Raw genomic sequence first — 15,130 nt, 5'->3', positions numbered from 1 at the left:
CCCGTTTATTTCACATAAAAGTAGATGGCGCAGAAGTGCAGCACGCTGCCGCCGAGTACAAAGCCGTGCCAGATCGCATGGTTAAAGGGTATCCGGCGCGACACGTAAAAAATCACGCCCAGGGAGTAGACCACGCCTCCCGCCGCCAGCAGCCAGACGCCTCCGGCGGAAAGCCGCATCGCCAGCTGATAGATCACCACCAGCGACAGCCACCCCATGCTGAGATAGGTCACCAGCGACAGCACCTTAAAACGGTGCGCTATCGTCAGTTTAAAAATGATGCCCGCCAGCGCCAGACTCCAGATCACCACCATCAGTCCGTGTGCCAGCGGCGATTTCAGCCCGACCAGCAAAAACGGCGTATAGGTGCCGGCGATCAGCAGATAGATAGCGCAGTGATCAAATTTCTTCAGCCACGGCCGGGCGCGCTGATGCGGAATGGCGTGATAGAGCGTAGAGGCGAGATAGAGCAGAATCATGCTGCCGCCATAGAGGCTGTAGCTGGTGATAGCAGTGATGCTCGCCTGCGTATCCACTGCCTGCGTCAGCAGCAGCACCAGACCGATAATACCAAACAGGCAGCCAACGCCATGGCTGACGCTGTTGGCTATCTCTTCGGCCAGCGAATAACCGGGCGTAATGAGTACGGGTTTTACCATGGTGCGGGATCCCTGAAGATAAAGGAGCGTGTTTTTTAACCCCTTCAGCCTAACCAGAAATATTTTCAGTGTACACATGTACGCTCAATTATTTCTGTGTCGGGGTGTGTCACCCGGCCTGCGGTGCAATCTGGTACACTGCAGGCTCCTTTTGCTGCCTGAGCGATGTTCCGCATGTTTGCACACCGCGATCTCTCCAGCCTGAACGATCTTGAGATGCAGGTTTACCATTTCATCATCAAACATCCGCAAAGCGTCAGCTATATGACCATTCGCGATCTGGCGGCGCAGGCGGGCGTCTCTACCACCACCGTACTGCGCTTTTGCCGCAAGCTGCACTGTGACGGCTGGTCAGAGTTTCGTATCCGCTTTCGCCTGGCTCAGGAGCAGACCCCGCCTGCAATCCCCTCATCGGGCGCTGGCGAAATGCTGAGTTTTTTCAAAAGTATTCACAATGCCGAGTTTGAGCAGCAGATTGCGCAGGCCGCGCAGATGATCCTGCAGGCCGGGCATATTTTCTTTATTGGTGCCGGCACGTCGGGCAGCCTCGGTAAATATGGCGCACGCTTCTTTTCCAACGTCGGCAAATTCAGCCACCATATTGACGACCCTTACTATCCGGTTATGCCCGGAGTCAGTGAAGGCGCGCTGGCGATTATTCTCTCCGTTTCCGGCGAGACCGAAGAGATCCTGCGCTTCGCCAGTCAGTTCAGCCTTAACCGCTGCAAAATCATCGCCATCACCAATCACGACACCAGCTCGCTGGCAAAAATGGCGGATTTTACCCTCTCCTATCACGTGCCGCAGATCACGCTGGCCGGGCAGCACGACATCACCACGCAGGTGCCGGTAATGTACATTATCGAAACGCTGGGACGCACGCTGGCGCATATGCTATCCCCCTGAAAACACCCTGTTTTTTAGCTGTGACAGGTTACATTCTGCACGCGGTGTTATAGCGTGACATTCACCGGCTGCTTGTTACACTGCGGGAAATTCTGTTTTCACCCGACGTATGATGAGGCTGAACAATGCGTGATGATTTGCAGTTACCACATGGGTTTCTCTGGGGCGGTGCAGTAGCCGCGCATCAGGTTGAAGGCGGCTGGGATCAGGGCGGCAAAGGCGTCAGTATCGCTGACGTGCTGACCGGTGGGGCACACGGCGTTGACCGCGTGATCACCGACGGCGTACAGCCGGGCAAACACTATCCTAATCACCAGGCGGTAGAGTTTTACTCACACTACAAACAGGACGTGGCGCTGTTTGCTGAGATGGGCTTTAAGTGCTTCCGCACCTCGATTGCCTGGACGCGCATCTTCCCCAACGGCGATGAAGCGCAGCCCAACGAGGCGGGCCTGCAGTTTTATGATGACCTGTTCGATGAGCTGCTGAAATATGGTATCGAACCGGTGATCACTCTCTCTCACTTTGAGATGCCTTATCATCTGGTAAAAGAGTATGGCGGCTGGGCTGACCGCCGGGTAGTCGATTTCTTTGTGCGCTTCAGCGATGTGGTGATGACGCGCTATCAGCACAAAGTGAAGTACTGGATGACCTTTAACGAGATCAACAACCAGCGCAACTGGCAATATCCGCTGTTTGGCTACTGCTGTTCCGGCGTGGTGTTTACTGAGCATGAGAAGCCAGAGCAGACGATGTATCAGGTTATGCATCACCAGTTTGTCGCCAGTGCAAAGGTGGTGAAACGCGGTCATGAGATCAATCCCGGTTTTCAGATCGGCTGCATGATCGCCATGGTGCCGGTCTATCCCTTCTCCTGTCATCCGGATGATGTCATGCGGGCGCAGGAGGCGATGCATCAGCGTTACGTTTTCAGCGACGTGCAGATGCGCGGCGCTTACCCCGCTTACACGCTGAAAGAGTGGGCGCGCAAAGGCTACCACATCGAGATGGCAGCAGATGATGCCGAAACCCTGCAGCAGGGCTGCTGCGACTACATCGGTTTCAGCTATTACATGAGCAACGCGGTCGATACCCGCGCCAGCGGCGTGGATGATCCGATCACCGGCTTTGACGGCGTGGTACCCAATCCGCACGTTAAAGCGTCAGACTGGGGCTGGCAGATCGATCCGGTGGGCCTGCGCTATGTGCTGAATTCACTCTATGAGCGCTATCAGAAGCCGCTGTTTATTGTGGAAAATGGCTTCGGCGCGATCGATAAACCTGATGCGGAGGGCTTTATCGCCGACGACTACCGCATTGACTACCTGCGGGCGCATATCGAAGAAATGAAAAAAGCGGTGGCGCTTGATGGTGTCGAGCTGCTGGGCTACACGCCGTGGGGCTGCATCGACTGCGTCTCGTTCACCACCGGTCAGTACAGCAAGCGCTATGGCTTTATCCACGTCGACAAAAACGACGACGGCAGCGGCACCTTTGCGCGTTCAAAGAAAAAGAGCTTCAGCTGGTATCAGCAGGTGATCGCCAGCAACGGCGCCACGCTCTGACCGGCGATGCGGGCGGATGTCAGAGTCCGCCCGTCACGTCCAGCATGCTGCCGGTGACATACGCGGCGGCATCGCTGCTCAGCCAGAGGATCGCGCGGGCGATCTCTTCCGGCTGCGCGCCGCGTCCCAGCGGAATACGCTGCGCCACCCGATCAACCCGCTCCGGCTCGCCGCCATCCGCATGCATGTCGGTATACGTGGAGCCGGGACGCACACCGGTTACCCGGATCCCCTGGGCGGCCACTTCGCGCGCCAGCCCGCGGGTCAGCGTGTCCACCGCCGCTTTTGATGCTGCATAATCTACATATTCGTCCGGCGCGCCGCTGTGTACGGCACCTGATGAAACATTCACAATCACACCGCCCTCCCCGCCGTGCGCCCTGCTCATGCGTTTCACCGCTTCCCGGCAGCAGATAAAAGTCCCGGTGACGTTCGTCGCCAGCACCCGCTGAATACGCTCAGCGCTTAGCGCCTCCACCCGGCACTGCGTAAACAGAATTCCGGCGTTGTTCACCACTATCCGCAGGGCACCCGGCTGCTCATCCAGCTGCGCAAACAGCCTCACGACCTGCGCCTCATCAGCAATATCCGCCTGCAGCGCGCAGGCGCTGCCGCCCCCGCGAATAATCTCCCCGACCAGCTGTTCTGCGTCCGCAGCCCGCTGACGGTAGTTGATTACCACGCGGTAACCCGCCTGCGCCAGCAGCAGCGAGGTAGCGCGTCCGATGCCCCGGCTGCCGCCGGTAACCAGTGCCAGATCCATATGTGCCTCCAAAAGAAAAAGGACCGGCAGCCGGTCCTTAAGGGGTCAGTTCACCGCGCTTACTGATATTCGCTCATCGGCACGCAGGCGCAGAAGACGTTGCGATCGCCGAAGACGTCATCAAGACGTTTTACCGTTGGCCAGTACTTATTCGCACTGCCTGCCGGGAATACTGCCAGCTCTCGCGTATAGGGATGCTGCCACTCGCCCACAATTTCCATTTGCGTATGCGGTGCGTTGACCAGCGGATTGTCATCAGCAGGCCACTCACCGGCGGTGACGCGGTCAATCTCCATGCGGATCGCCAGCATCGCGTCGATAAAGCGATCCAGCTCTGCTTTGCCCTCTGATTCAGTCGGCTCCACCATCAGCGTGCCCGCTACCGGGAAGGACATGGTCGGAGCGTGAAAACCGTAATCGATCAGGCGTTTGGCAATATCCAGCTCGCTGATACCGCTCTGCTCTTTCAGCGGACGAATATCGAGAATACATTCGTGCGCCACGCGACCATCGCGTCCGGTATAGAGGATCGGATAGGCCGATTGCAGACGACGCGCAATGTAGTTGGCATTAAGGATCGCCACTGAGCTCGCCTGTTTCAGCCCTTCTGCACCCATCATACGGATATACATCCAGCTGATAGGCAAAATCGAGGCGCTGCCAAACGGTGCAGCCGACACGGCGCCCTGCTGCGTCAGTACGCCATCAATCTGCACCACGCTGTGCCCCGGCACAAACGGAGCCAGATGCGCTTTTACGCCAATCGGTCCCATGCCCGGTCCGCCGCCGCCGTGCGGAATGCAGAAGGTTTTATGCAGGTTAAGATGCGAGACGTCAGCACCGATATAGCCAGGCGTAGTAATGCCCACCTGGGCGTTCATGTTGGCGCCATCCAGATATACCTGACCGCCATACTGATGCACAATCTGGCACACTTCGCGGATGGTTTCTTCATAAACGCCGTGGGTAGAAGGATAGGTCACCATGATGCAGGAGAGCGCATCGCCCGCCTGAGCCGCTTTCTCACGCAAATCGCCGAGATCGATATTGCCCTGTTTATCGCAGGCAACCACAACCACCGACATGCCCGCCATCTGCGCCGAGGCTGGGTTGGTGCCGTGTGCCGACCCGGGGATCAGGCAGATGTTGCGCCGGCCTTCATTGCGGCTTTCGTGATAGCGGCGGATCGCCAGCAGGCCGGCATACTCTCCCTGCGCCCCGGAGTTAGGCTGCATGCAGAGCGCGTCATAGCCGGTGAGCTGTACCAGCCACTGCGACAGCTGCCCAATCATCTGCAGATAGCCGGTAGCCTGTTCAGCGGGGCAGAATGGATGCAGTTCAGAGAACTCCGGCCAGGTGATCGGGATCATCTCTGCGGCGGCATTCAGCTTCATGGTGCAGGAGCCAAGCGGGATCATTGCCTGATTCAGCGCCAGATCTTTTTTCTCCAGGCTGTGCATGTAGCGCATCATTTCTGTTTCGCTGTGGTAGCGGTTAAATACCGGATGCGTCAGATATTCACTGCGGCGCTGCTGGCCTGCCGGAATAGCCGCACTCTCCGCCGATACGGTGGCATCAAGCTTATCGATATCCAGCCCGTGCGTGTCGCCCAGAAAAATGGCAAACAGCGCCTGTACATCTTCACGGCTGGTGGTTTCATCCAGCGTGATACCTACGGCGTCAGGCATATCGCTGCGCAGGTTTACGCCAAAACTCAGCGCGCGATTCAGCACGCCGGCCTTGTCAGCAACCTCAACGGTCAGCGTGTCAAACCAGCTGCCGTGGCGCAGCGTCAATCCGCCTTTCTGCAGGCCGGTTGCCAGAATGCTGGTCAGGCGATGAATGCGCGAGGCGATACGTTGCAAACCCTGCGGACCGTGCCAGACCGCATAGAGGCCGGCGATATTGGCCAGCAGAACCTGTGAGGTACAGATATTGGAGTTCGCCTTTTCACGACGGATATGCTGCTCGCGCGTCTGCATCGCCATGCGCAGCGCGGTGTTGCCCGCCGCATCGCGTGAGACGCCGATAATCCGGCCCGGCATTGAGCGTTTGTGCTCATCGCGGCTGGCAAAAAAGGCCGCGTGCGGTCCGCCATAGCCCATTGGCACGCCAAAGCGCTGAGCGGAACCAAACACAATGTCAGCACCCTGTTTGCCGGGCGCCTCCAGCAGCAGCAGCGCCATGAAATCAGCGGCCACGCTCACAACAACTTTGCGGCTCTTCAGCTCTGCTACCAGATCGTGATAGTCATGTACTTCCCCACTGGTGCCCACCTGCTGCAGAAGAACACCAAACAGATCCTCATGATCGCGTGCTTTCTCTGCCCGATCGATAATCAGATCAAAGCCAAATGTTTCGGCGCGGGTGCGTACGACATCCAGCGTCTGCGGATGAATATCATCGGCGATAAAGAAGCGGGTGGCGCTCTTCAGCTTGCTGACGCGTTTCGCCATCGCCATCGCTTCAGCCGCCGCGGTGGCTTCATCCAGCAGCGACGCAGAGGCGATATCCATACCGGTCAGATCCAGCGTCAGCGTCTGGAAATTCAGTAGCGCCTCCAGACGCCCCTGTGACACCTCAGGCTGATACGGCGTATAGGCGGTATACCAGCCAGGGTTTTCCAGCATATTACGCAGGATCACCGGCGGAGTGATTACTGCACTGTAGCCCATGCCGATCCAGGATTTGTAGCGCTGATTCTGACTGGCCATCGCTTTCAGCTCTGCCAGCGCCTGCTGCTCGGTCGCGGCGTCACCCGTGGCCGGCGGCCCGGGCAGCTGAATATCCGCCGGTACGATGGTGCTGATGAGTTCGTTTAGCGAACCGGCACCAATCGCTTCCAGCATGCTGGCCTGCTGGGCGTCGGTGGGACCAATATGGCGCTCGATAAATGCACCGTTATGTTCAAGCTGGCTGAGAGTCTGGGTCATTACAGTCGATCCTGCATCGGGCTGGGTTACACAAAGGACTTACAACAGGCAGATAAAGAAGAGGTGCCGCACTGCGACACCTTCAGAGGCTACCGGTTACTCATCGATACTGGCTTTATAGGCGTCAGCATCAAGCATGCTGTCGAGTTCAGCTTCATCGCTGGCTTGCAGGCGGAACAACCAGCCATCGCCATAAGGCGCGCTGTTCACCAGCTCGGGTGAGTCGGTCAGCGCCTCATTCACCGCTACAATTTCACCGCTCAGCGGTGCATAGATGTCGGAAGCAGCTTTAACCGACTCCGCGACGGCGCAGTCGTCGCCCGCGCTAAACGTAGCGCCAACGTCTGGCAGATCGACAAACACCATATCACCGAGCAGCTCCTGCGCATGCTCGGTGATCCCCACGGTGTAAGAGCCATCTTCTTCTTTACGCACCCACTCGTGGCTGTCACGGTATTTCAACGTATTTGGCACATTGCTCATCGCCATTTCTCCTGAAAAATTTACTGAGCGACCGGCTTACCGGCGCGTACAAAAACGGGTTTAGTCACTTTTACCGGCATTTCGCGATTGCGGATCTCCACAATGGCCTGCCCGCCAATACCGGCAGGCACGCGCGCCAGGGCGATGCTGCAGCCCAGCGTCGGCGAGAAGGAACCACTGGTAATCATACCCTGCTGCGGTACGCCCTGCTCATCGGTAAAGCGCACCGTCTGACCACCGCGCAGTACGCCTTTTTCCGTCATGACCAGCCCCACCAGTTTTTCAGTGCCCTGCTCGCGCTGCGCTTCCAGCGCTTCACGTCCGATAAAATCACGATCGGCCGGTTCCCGGCTGATGGTCCAGCCCATATTCGCGGCCAGCGGCGAAACGCCTTCATCCATCTCCTGGCCATAGAGATTCATACCGGCTTCCAGACGCAGCGTGTCGCGCGCGCCTAAGCCGGCGGGTTTTACGCCCGCGGCCAGTAGCTGCTGCCAGAACATTTCCGCCTGGTCAGCGGGCAGCGCAATTTCATAGCCTGCCTCGCCGGTGTAGCCGGTGGTGGCAATGAACAGGTCGCCTGACTGCACGCCATAAAAAGGCTTCATGCCGGCAACGGCGGCACGCTGGCTCTCATCAAACAGCGTCTGTGCTTTCTGCTGCGCATTCGGACCCTGCACGGCAATCAGCGCCAGGTCATGACGCTCGGTCAGCGTCACGCCAAACGGTGCGGCGTGCTGCGTTATCCACGCGAGATCTTTCTCTCGCGTGGCGGAGTTGACCACCAGGCGGAAAAAATCCTCCTGCATGAAGTAGACGATCAGATCGTCTATCACGCCGCCCGATGCGTTAAGCATGCCGCTGTAGAGCGCTTTGCCGGGTTGAGTCAGTTTTGCGACATCATTTGCCAGCAGATAACGCAGAAACTCGCGGGTCCGTGCGCCGTGCAGATCAACGATAGTCATGTGCGATACATCAAACATGCCGGCGTCGCTGCGCACTGCGTGGTGCTCATCGATTTGCGAGCCGTAGTGCAGCGGCATCATCCAGCCGTGGAAGTCCACCATGCGTGCACCGTCCTGCTGGTGCTGCTTAAACAGAGGCGTTTGCTGAGTCATAACCATCCTGTGAAACCAATAAGCGGGGCTCGCCTGCGCGGTAATAAACGCCGACGCAAACGTTCTCTTTCAGCTGACGTTACCACTGAAAAACAGATTTAACCATAAGCAAAACGAGGTCGAAGCCGGGCCTCATCTTTGCAGTGCATCCCATAGCATGCAGCATAATCCGCTGCCTTTGTGTGATTAAACGCGCAGATTATGCAACTCCTGGGCGATATCTCAGTAAATAAAACACGCCACCGCGGGTGAGGGGCTAAATGGCACGGCTGTGCGATTAATCCTGCATGAAAATAACTAATGCGAATCTGGCGGTAAAATTAGAATAAATCAAACGAGGCATCATTATGGCGCAGAGCGCTCTGTTTTAGTGCGAACAGGGAGTCAGGAGGAGGTTTTTGCCGGGGCGCATAAATGCGCCCCCCTACCATAGGGCGGGTGCGAAATGTAACGTCCGGGGGATGGGGTTGCCGGGGCGCATTAATGCGCCCCCTACGCCAGGGCGATGCGAAACGATGACGTCCGGTATTGAGCCACCGTAGGGGCGCCATTTATGGCGCCCGGGTTGATGCGGGTGCGAAATGATGACGCCCGGGGATGGGTTTAAACCGGGGCGCATTAATGCGCCCCCTACGCCAGGTCGATGCGAAACGATGACGTCCGGTATTGAGCCACCGTAGGGGCGCCATTTATGGCGCCCGGGTTGATGCGGGTGCGAAATGATGACGCCCGGGGGTGGGTTTAAACCGGGGCGCATTAATGCGCCCCCTACGCCAGGGCGATGCGAAACGATGACGTCCGGTATTGAGCTACCGTAGGGGCGCCATTTATGGCGCCCGGGTTGATGCGGATACGAAACGACAACGTCCTGGTTAGCTAGCGGATCCACTCTGGCAGGTCGTTCAGCCCCATCGCCTGCTTCAGCAGACGCGGCTTCACGCCTGGCAGCGTATCGGCCAGCTTTAGCCCGACGTCACGCAGCAGCTTTTTCGCCGGATGCGTGCCGGCGAACAGCTCGCGGAATCCCTGCATGCCGGCCAGCATCAGGGCTGCGCTGTGCTTGCGGCTGCGTTCGTAGCGACGCAGTGAGAGATGCTCACCGATATCGCGACCCGCCTGATGCAGGCGGCGGATCTCACCAATCAGCTCAGCCGCATCCATAAAGCCTAAATTCACGCCCTGCCCGGCCAGCGGATGAATGGTGTGCGCCGCATCGCCGACCAGCGCCAGACGATGAGCTGCAAAATTGCGCGCATAGCGTGCCGTTAGCGGGAACGTTTTACGTTCGCTCTCAACGCTGCATAATCCCAGCCGCATATCAAAGGCTACAGAGAGTTGCTGATTAAACAGCGCTGCCGGCATCGACTGCATGCGCGCTGCTTCCTGTGGAGCCAGCGACCAGACGATTGAGCACAGGTGCGGATCCTGCATCGGCAGAAAGGCGAGAATACCTTCGCCGTGAAATACCTGACGCGCGATAGCATCATGCGGCATATCAGTACGCACGTTCGCGACCAGCGCATGATGCTCATAATCCCAGAACGTCAGCGGGATATCCGCTTTTTCGCGCAGCCAGGAGCCGGCGCCGTCGGCGGCTATCATCAGCCGGGCGCTCATCATAGTGCCATCTTCCAGCGTGATAAAGGCTTCATTATCACCAAACGCGACCTGCTGCAGGCGGGCCGGTGCAAACAGCGTAACATCTTTACACTGGCTGGCACGCTGCCACAGCGCACTGTGAATCACTTCATTTTCAACAATATAACCAAGATGCGACAGCCCCTGCTGCTCATCATCAAAGCTGACAGATCCAAAGCTGTCCTGATCCCACACTTCCATACCGTGATACGCGCTGGCGCGCAGGGCGAGAATAGATGACCAGACGTCGAGTTTCTGTAGCAGACGTTCACTGGCTGCATTAATTGCGGATACCCGAATCGACGCGGCGGCTGCCGGATCGAACTGCGGTTCCGCCGCTTTCTCCAGTACTGCAACGCGCAGACCACTTCCCTGCAAACCGCAGGCCACTGCCAGACCGACCATGCCGCCACCGGCAATCACCACATCAAATGTTTGCATTGCTGCCTCTTTATTAACGCTTTACCCAGCCGAGCGTACGCGCGGCCAGCGGATGTTGCAGCCAGGGGAGGTGATCCATAGCCACCAGCCCGAGATTTCGTCCTGCAACCAGCGGTGCATAACGGTTAGCGAACAGGCGCACCAGGCCGTCAGTCACGCCGATTGTCGCCGCGCGGTCAGCCTGACGCCGGGCGGCAAAATGCTGCAGCACCGCATAACTGCCAGGATCCTGCTGCTGGCGCCAGGCGCCGGCCAGCGTTTCCGCCAGCGACATGACATCGCGCAGGCCAAGGTTAAAGCCCTGTCCGGCGATCGGATGCAGCGTCTGGGCAGCATTGCCGACCAGCGCCAGCCGGTGCGTCACCTGACGATCGGCGGTTTGCAGCGCCAGCGGATAAATTTCACGCTGACCGGCATGGGTAAAGCGACCCAGCCGCCAGCCAAATGCGCGCTGCAGTTCGCGCCGGAATGTCTCTTCATCCCACGCCCGCACCCGGGATTCTGCGGCTGACGGATGGCACCACACCAGCGACATACGATTGCCGGACATCGGCAGCAGCGCCAGCGGCCCGTGCGGCGTAAAACGCTCAAACGCCTGCCCCTGATGCGGCAGCTGAGTGGACACGTTGGCAATCACCGCCAGCTGCTGATAATCCTCGCGCTGCCACTGAATACCGCATGATGCCGCCAGCGATGAGCGCGACCCATCTGCAGCCACCAGCAGCGTACCCTCCAGCGTTTCGCCGCTGTTAAGCGTCACCTGCGCATGCGCTTTATCACGCGTGACCTGCGTGACGTAATCGGGGCAGCACAATGTTACGCCGGGCGCCTGCCGGAGACGCTCAAACAGGCGCTGTCCGACATCGAATAGCTCCACCACCTGCCCCAGCGCAGCCAGCTGATACGCCTCTGCGCTGAGCTGCACAAAGCCGCTGTGACCGCGATCGGAGACGTGAATGCGGGTGATCGGCGTGGCGCAGTCCGCCAGCGAACGCCAGAGGTCGATTGCTGCCAGCTGCTGGCAGGTGCCAGCGGCCAGCGCAATCGCCCGGCCATCAAAACCGGGGTGCGCACGGCTGGTCGGCTCGCTGCGCTCAATGAGCGTGACCGGTAACCTGCCCTGCGTCAGATGCGATATCGCCAGCGCCAGCGTGGCGCCGGTCATGCCCCCGCCTGCAATCAGAATGGTCATACGCCGCGCGCCGCTGCCATCAGGGCTTCAATCGCATCCGGATCTTTCACCACGCTATCAGTAAGATTCTCATGGCCTGTCGCCGTAATCACAATATCATCCTCAATGCGCACGCCTATGCCGCGGTACTGCGGCGGCACGCTGGCATCAGGTGCAATATAGAGGCCCGGCTCTACCGTAAGCACCATGCCCGGCTCCAGCACGCGGTCGCGGCTCGGCGTACCGTAATCGCCGACGTCATGCACATCCAGGCCCAGCCAGTGGCCGAGGCCGTGCATGAAGAAAGGGCGATGCGCCTGCGCTTCAAATAGTTCGTCGATATTGCCGTCAAGAATACCGAGATCAACGAGGCCGGTGATCATGATGTGCACAACTTCATCATTCACTTCATGAATGCTGACGCCGGGCCGGAACATCGACAGCGCTTTATGCAGCGAAGCCAGCACAATGTCGTAGATTTCCCGCTGCGGCGGTGTAAACCTGCCGTTTACCGGAAAGGTACGGGTAATATCACCCGCATAACCGTGAAACTCACAGCCGGCGTCGATTAGCACCAGATCGCCGTCGCGCATTGCGCTTTCATTTTCGGTGTAGTGCAAAATGCAGCCGTTTTCGCCACTTCCGACAATGGTGTTGTAGGAAGGAAAGCGCGCGCCGTGGCGGGAGAATTCATGGTGGATCTCCCCTTCAAGCTGATACTCATACATGTCGGGGCGGCACTGCTGCATGGCGCGGGTATGCGCCAGCGCGCTGATTTTTCCCGCCTGACGCAGTATCTCAATCTCTTCTGCGCTTTTAAACAGCCGCATCTCATGCACCCAGGGACGCCAGTCGGTCACGCTGGCTGGTGCGCTAAGATTCTGCCGGAAACCGCGACGTAATTTTTCCAGTGCGCTAAACAGCAGCTGGTCAGCGTAACCATATTCGCCCTGCGCGTGATACACCACGTCAAGCCCGTTCAGCAGCAAGTGCAGCTGTTCGCCAATATCATCCCACGGCAGTGCGCGATCAACACCCAGCTTCGCCGGCGCAGCCTCCTGCCCGAGGCGACGGCCAGACCACACCTCGGCAGTCAGATCGCGTATGCGGTTAAACAGCACGCTGTGATTGTGATGTTCATCGCTTTTGATCAGCACCAGCAGCGCCTGCGGCTCGTTAAACCCGGTGAAATACCAGAAGTCGCTGTTTTGGCGGTAGCTATATTCGGTGTCGTTGCTGCGCGTAACTTCAGGTGCTGCAAAAATCAGCGCCGCGCTGCCGGGGGCCATCTGCGTAATCAGCGCCTGACGACGCTGCCGGAACTGTTCCAGTGTGATCATAGTTGCACTCCCTGTTGATAACGGGCAGCAGCGCTGCCCGCAATGACGCGCTTAGTGTAGCGTAGGTTTCTGCACTTCCGGTGCGGTTGGCGTATGCGGGCGTGTGAAGGTGTCGTGACACAGCAGCGCCGCGACGCGCACATACTCAATCACCTCTTCCAGCGACTGCTCCAGCTCTTCCTGATCTTCATCTTCTTCATAGCCAAGCTGAGCAATAGTACGCAGATCGTCAATCGCCTCGCCGGTTTCACCGGTGACTTTATCCAGTTTAGGCTGCGTAACGCCCAGGCCAAGCAGGAAGTGATTAACCCAGCCCGCCAGCGCATCAGCCCGGTCAAACACGGTAATATCATCTTCATCCGGCAGCATCAGCTGAAACAGAAAGCCATCCTCTTCCAGGGTCGTAGTCAGGCTGTCATGCAGCGCCTGCAGCGGCTGCGCCAGGCTCTGCGAGAAGGCCATGCCTTCATTAGCCAGATCGTGCACCAGCGTCTTCCAGCTGGCGTCCTGATTACCGCCACACAGGATGCCACACAGCAGTCCATGCATTTCGGCAGGCGTCATGCCCACACCCTGCTGAGAGAGGGCTGCGGCCAGCGCGTTGTAAGTGGGTGTTGCGTTCTGTAAAGACATAAGCTTTGGTCGTCGTTGGCAGAATAAGTTCGTGATATGCTACCACCAGGTGCCTCAGGGTTTCCAGAAAAGGGGTTGTATCTTCTTACCCGCGTCTATATAGTTGCGCACCTTCCGGGCCAGTGGCGAGCCGGATGGAGCGAACGAAGTAATCAGTCAGGATGGTGGCATGTCTGCACAACCGGTAGATATACAAATTTTTGGTCGTTCTTTGAGAGTAAATTGTCCGCCTGAACAGCAGGATGCACTAAATCTTGCCGCAGAGGACCTCAATCAACGGTTGCAAGATTTAAAAGTTCGCACTAGAGTCACAAATACAGAGCAACTGGTGTTCATCGCCGCGTTAAATATCTGCCACGAGCTGGCGCAAGAGAAAGGTAAAACGCGAGACTACGCAGCAAACATGGAACAACGTATCCGCATGCTGCAGCAGACGATTGAACAGGCTTTAGTTGAGCAGGGTCGCATTACCGACCGCCAGGGCCCTAAATTCGAATAATACTTCATGGTTCTCATGCCAGAGCAACGATGAAGTCCTGTTTCTCTGAGATGTTTGCAAGCGGGCCAGTCCCCTGAGCCGATATTTCATACCAACAGAGTGTGACGCTCTGTAGCCTGTGAGCATGCTCGGTTCGTCCGAGAAGCCTGATGGTTGCGACGGCATACTCACCTTGAACCAAGGGTTCAAGGGTTACAGCCTGCGGCGGCATCTCGGAGATCTCTTTTCTGTTTTATCCGGCATCATTTCAGGTAGTAGCGTCAGCCGAGACTGCGGCTGCTACCTGAAGCCAGTCCCCCTCCCCTTCTTTTGCATGTTATAGTCAGCGCAAGCTAACCCACTCTTTAGGGGGATCCTGTGTCCGCTATCGATTATTCCGAACGCCAGCTGCTGCGTCAGCATATCCGCCATCTGCGCCGGCATCTGACGCCTGAACAGCAGAGTGAAGCGGCCGAACAGCTGGCTGAGCACGCGATTAACCTGGCACCTGTCTCAGCGGCACAAAGCATTGCGCTGTTTCTCTCTACCGACGGTGAAATCAATACCCGCCCGCTGATTGCCCGTCTCTGGCAGCAAAAAAAAGCGGTTTATCTGCCGGTACTGCATCCGTTTGCGCCAGGCAACCTGCTGTTTTTGCGTTATACCCCTGAGACGCAGCTGGTCATGAATAAGCTGCGCATTCCGGAGCCGCCACTGGATATTACGCAGATGACGACGCTGGATCGACTGGATGTCATGCTGGTTCCGCTGGTGGCGTTTGATGAGAGTGGACAACGGCTGGGGATGGGCGGCGGCTTTTACGATCGCACGCTGCAGAACTGGCAGCGCCACGGCTGTCTGCCGATTGGCATTGCCCACGACTGCCAGCGCGTTGAGGCGCTGCCGGCAGCCGCATGGGACATCCCGCTACCCGCCGTGCTGACGCCGGCAAAGCTGTGGCAGTGGGATGCTTCGTTCTGACGGGCATATGCCCGTCACTAA

Annotated in this window: 13 protein-coding genes and 1 other RNA gene; 5 read left to right on the top strand and 9 right to left on the bottom strand. The window is 58.1% G+C overall.

What is annotated here, in order from left to right; genetic code table 11:
• Positions 1–5: 5 nt before the first annotated feature.
• Positions 6–659 (bottom strand): hemolysin III family protein, encoded by a 654-nt coding sequence (locus DBY66_RS16060; protein ID WP_108570039.1) that lies wholly within the window; start codon positions 657–659, stop codon positions 6–8.
• Between the two features lie 174 nt (positions 660–833).
• On the opposite strand from DBY66_RS16060, the gene DBY66_RS16055 reads away from it, so the two are divergent.
• Together DBY66_RS16055 and DBY66_RS16050 are read left to right on the top strand one after the other, a co-directional pair.
• Positions 834–1,565 (top strand): MurR/RpiR family transcriptional regulator, encoded by a 732-nt coding sequence (locus tag DBY66_RS16055; RefSeq protein WP_039385630.1) that lies wholly within the window; start codon positions 834–836, stop codon positions 1,563–1,565.
• 125 nt (positions 1,566–1,690) lie between these two features.
• Entirely contained in the window at positions 1,691–3,130 is a 1,440-nt protein-coding gene (locus DBY66_RS16050; RefSeq protein ID WP_108570040.1) for a 6-phospho-beta-glucosidase, read from the top strand.
• 19 nt (positions 3,131–3,149) lie between these two features.
• Here the strand turns inward: DBY66_RS16050 and DBY66_RS16045 are convergent, their stop codons facing one another.
• From DBY66_RS16045 to DBY66_RS16010, 8 genes are all read right to left on the bottom strand, one after another.
• The gene (locus DBY66_RS16045) at positions 3,150–3,893 is read right to left on the bottom strand and encodes an SDR family oxidoreductase (RefSeq protein ID WP_108570041.1); all 744 of its coding nucleotides are present in this window, start codon (positions 3,891–3,893) and stop codon (positions 3,150–3,152) included.
• A gap of 59 nt (positions 3,894–3,952) precedes the next feature.
• The gene (gene gcvP / locus DBY66_RS16040; protein ID WP_108570042.1) at positions 3,953–6,826 is read right to left on the bottom strand and encodes an aminomethyl-transferring glycine dehydrogenase; all 2,874 of its coding nucleotides are present in this window, start codon (positions 6,824–6,826) and stop codon (positions 3,953–3,955) included.
• A gap of 96 nt (positions 6,827–6,922) precedes the next feature.
• Positions 6,923–7,309 (bottom strand): glycine cleavage system protein GcvH, encoded by a 387-nt coding sequence (gene gcvH / locus DBY66_RS16035; RefSeq protein WP_039380024.1) that lies wholly within the window; start codon positions 7,307–7,309, stop codon positions 6,923–6,925.
• 20 nt (positions 7,310–7,329) lie between these two features.
• Positions 7,330–8,427, bottom strand: coding sequence for a glycine cleavage system aminomethyltransferase GcvT (gene gcvT / locus DBY66_RS16030; protein WP_039380026.1), 1,098 nt, complete (start codon positions 8,425–8,427; stop codon positions 7,330–7,332).
• Between the two features lie 876 nt (positions 8,428–9,303).
• Positions 9,304–10,506 carry an FAD-dependent 2-octaprenylphenol hydroxylase gene (gene ubiI, locus DBY66_RS16025; protein ID WP_039380028.1) on the bottom strand — a complete coding sequence of 401 codons (1,203 nt, stop codon included), beginning with the start codon at positions 10,504–10,506 and terminating at the stop codon, positions 9,304–9,306.
• A 13-nt stretch (positions 10,507–10,519) separates the two neighbouring features.
• A complete protein-coding gene (gene ubiH / locus DBY66_RS16020; RefSeq protein WP_108570043.1) occupies positions 10,520–11,698 on the bottom strand; it encodes a 2-octaprenyl-6-methoxyphenyl hydroxylase in 1,179 nt (392 codons plus the stop codon).
• Positions 11,695–13,017, bottom strand: a complete 1,323-nt coding sequence (gene pepP / locus DBY66_RS16015) for a Xaa-Pro aminopeptidase (RefSeq protein ID WP_108570044.1) — start codon at positions 13,015–13,017, stop codon at positions 11,695–11,697. The genes ubiH and pepP overlap by 4 nt, the downstream gene beginning before the upstream one ends.
• A 51-nt stretch (positions 13,018–13,068) precedes the next feature.
• A complete protein-coding gene (locus tag DBY66_RS16010) occupies positions 13,069–13,650 on the bottom strand; it encodes a YecA family protein (RefSeq protein WP_039380033.1) in 582 nt (193 codons plus the stop codon).
• A gap of 169 nt (positions 13,651–13,819) precedes the next feature.
• On the opposite strand from DBY66_RS16010, the gene zapA reads away from it, so the two are divergent.
• The 3 genes from zapA to DBY66_RS15995 all read left to right on the top strand — a co-directional run bounded on the left by zapA (position 13,820) and on the right by DBY66_RS15995 (position 15,109).
• Complete coding sequence (gene zapA / locus DBY66_RS16005) at positions 13,820–14,149, top strand: cell division protein ZapA (RefSeq protein ID WP_034823204.1); 330 nt, start codon at positions 13,820–13,822, stop codon at positions 14,147–14,149.
• Positions 14,150–14,188: 39 nt separating this feature from the next.
• A non-coding RNA gene (gene ssrS, locus DBY66_RS16000) (6S RNA) lies at positions 14,189–14,372 on the top strand.
• Between the two features lie 134 nt (positions 14,373–14,506).
• A complete protein-coding gene (locus tag DBY66_RS15995; RefSeq protein WP_104085466.1) occupies positions 14,507–15,109 on the top strand; it encodes a 5-formyltetrahydrofolate cyclo-ligase in 603 nt (200 codons plus the stop codon).
• Positions 15,110–15,130: the final 21 nt, after the last annotated feature.

It is taken from the genome of Pantoea sp. RIT413 (assembly GCF_003057675.2).
Lineage (GTDB): Bacteria > Pseudomonadota > Gammaproteobacteria > Enterobacterales > Enterobacteriaceae > Pantoea > Pantoea eucrina.
Note: the sequence above shows the minus strand (reverse complement) of the source record. Positions and strands in the feature narration are given on the sequence as shown.

Bases quoted from the DNA above. Each gene is read 5' to 3' on its own strand.
- gcvH (WP_039380024.1), bottom strand. From the start codon at position 7,309: ATGAGCAATGTGCCAAATACGTTGAAATACCGTGACAGCCACGAGTGG.
- pepP (WP_108570044.1), bottom strand. From the start codon at position 13,017: ATGATCACACTGGAACAGTTCCGGCAGCGTCGTCAGGCGCTGATTACG.
- DBY66_RS16050 (WP_108570040.1), top strand. From the start codon at position 1,691: ATGCGTGATGATTTGCAGTTACCACATGGGTTTCTCTGGGGCGGTGCA.
- gcvT (WP_039380026.1), bottom strand. From the start codon at position 8,427: ATGACTCAGCAAACGCCTCTGTTTAAGCAGCACCAGCAGGACGGTGCA.
- DBY66_RS16010 (WP_039380033.1), bottom strand. From the start codon at position 13,650: ATGTCTTTACAGAACGCAACACCCACTTACAACGCGCTGGCCGCAGCC.
- gcvP (WP_108570042.1), bottom strand. From the start codon at position 6,826: ATGACCCAGACTCTCAGCCAGCTTGAACATAACGGTGCATTTATCGAG.
- ubiH (WP_108570043.1), bottom strand. From the start codon at position 11,698: ATGACCATTCTGATTGCAGGCGGGGGCATGACCGGCGCCACGCTGGCG.
- DBY66_RS16060 (WP_108570039.1), bottom strand. From the start codon at position 659: ATGGTAAAACCCGTACTCATTACGCCCGGTTATTCGCTGGCCGAAGAG.
- DBY66_RS16045 (WP_108570041.1), bottom strand. From the start codon at position 3,893: ATGGATCTGGCACTGGTTACCGGCGGCAGCCGGGGCATCGGACGCGCT.
- DBY66_RS16055 (WP_039385630.1), top strand. From the start codon at position 834: ATGTTTGCACACCGCGATCTCTCCAGCCTGAACGATCTTGAGATGCAG.
- zapA (WP_034823204.1), top strand. From the start codon at position 13,820: ATGTCTGCACAACCGGTAGATATACAAATTTTTGGTCGTTCTTTGAGA.
- ubiI (WP_039380028.1), bottom strand. From the start codon at position 10,506: ATGCAAACATTTGATGTGGTGATTGCCGGTGGCGGCATGGTCGGTCTG.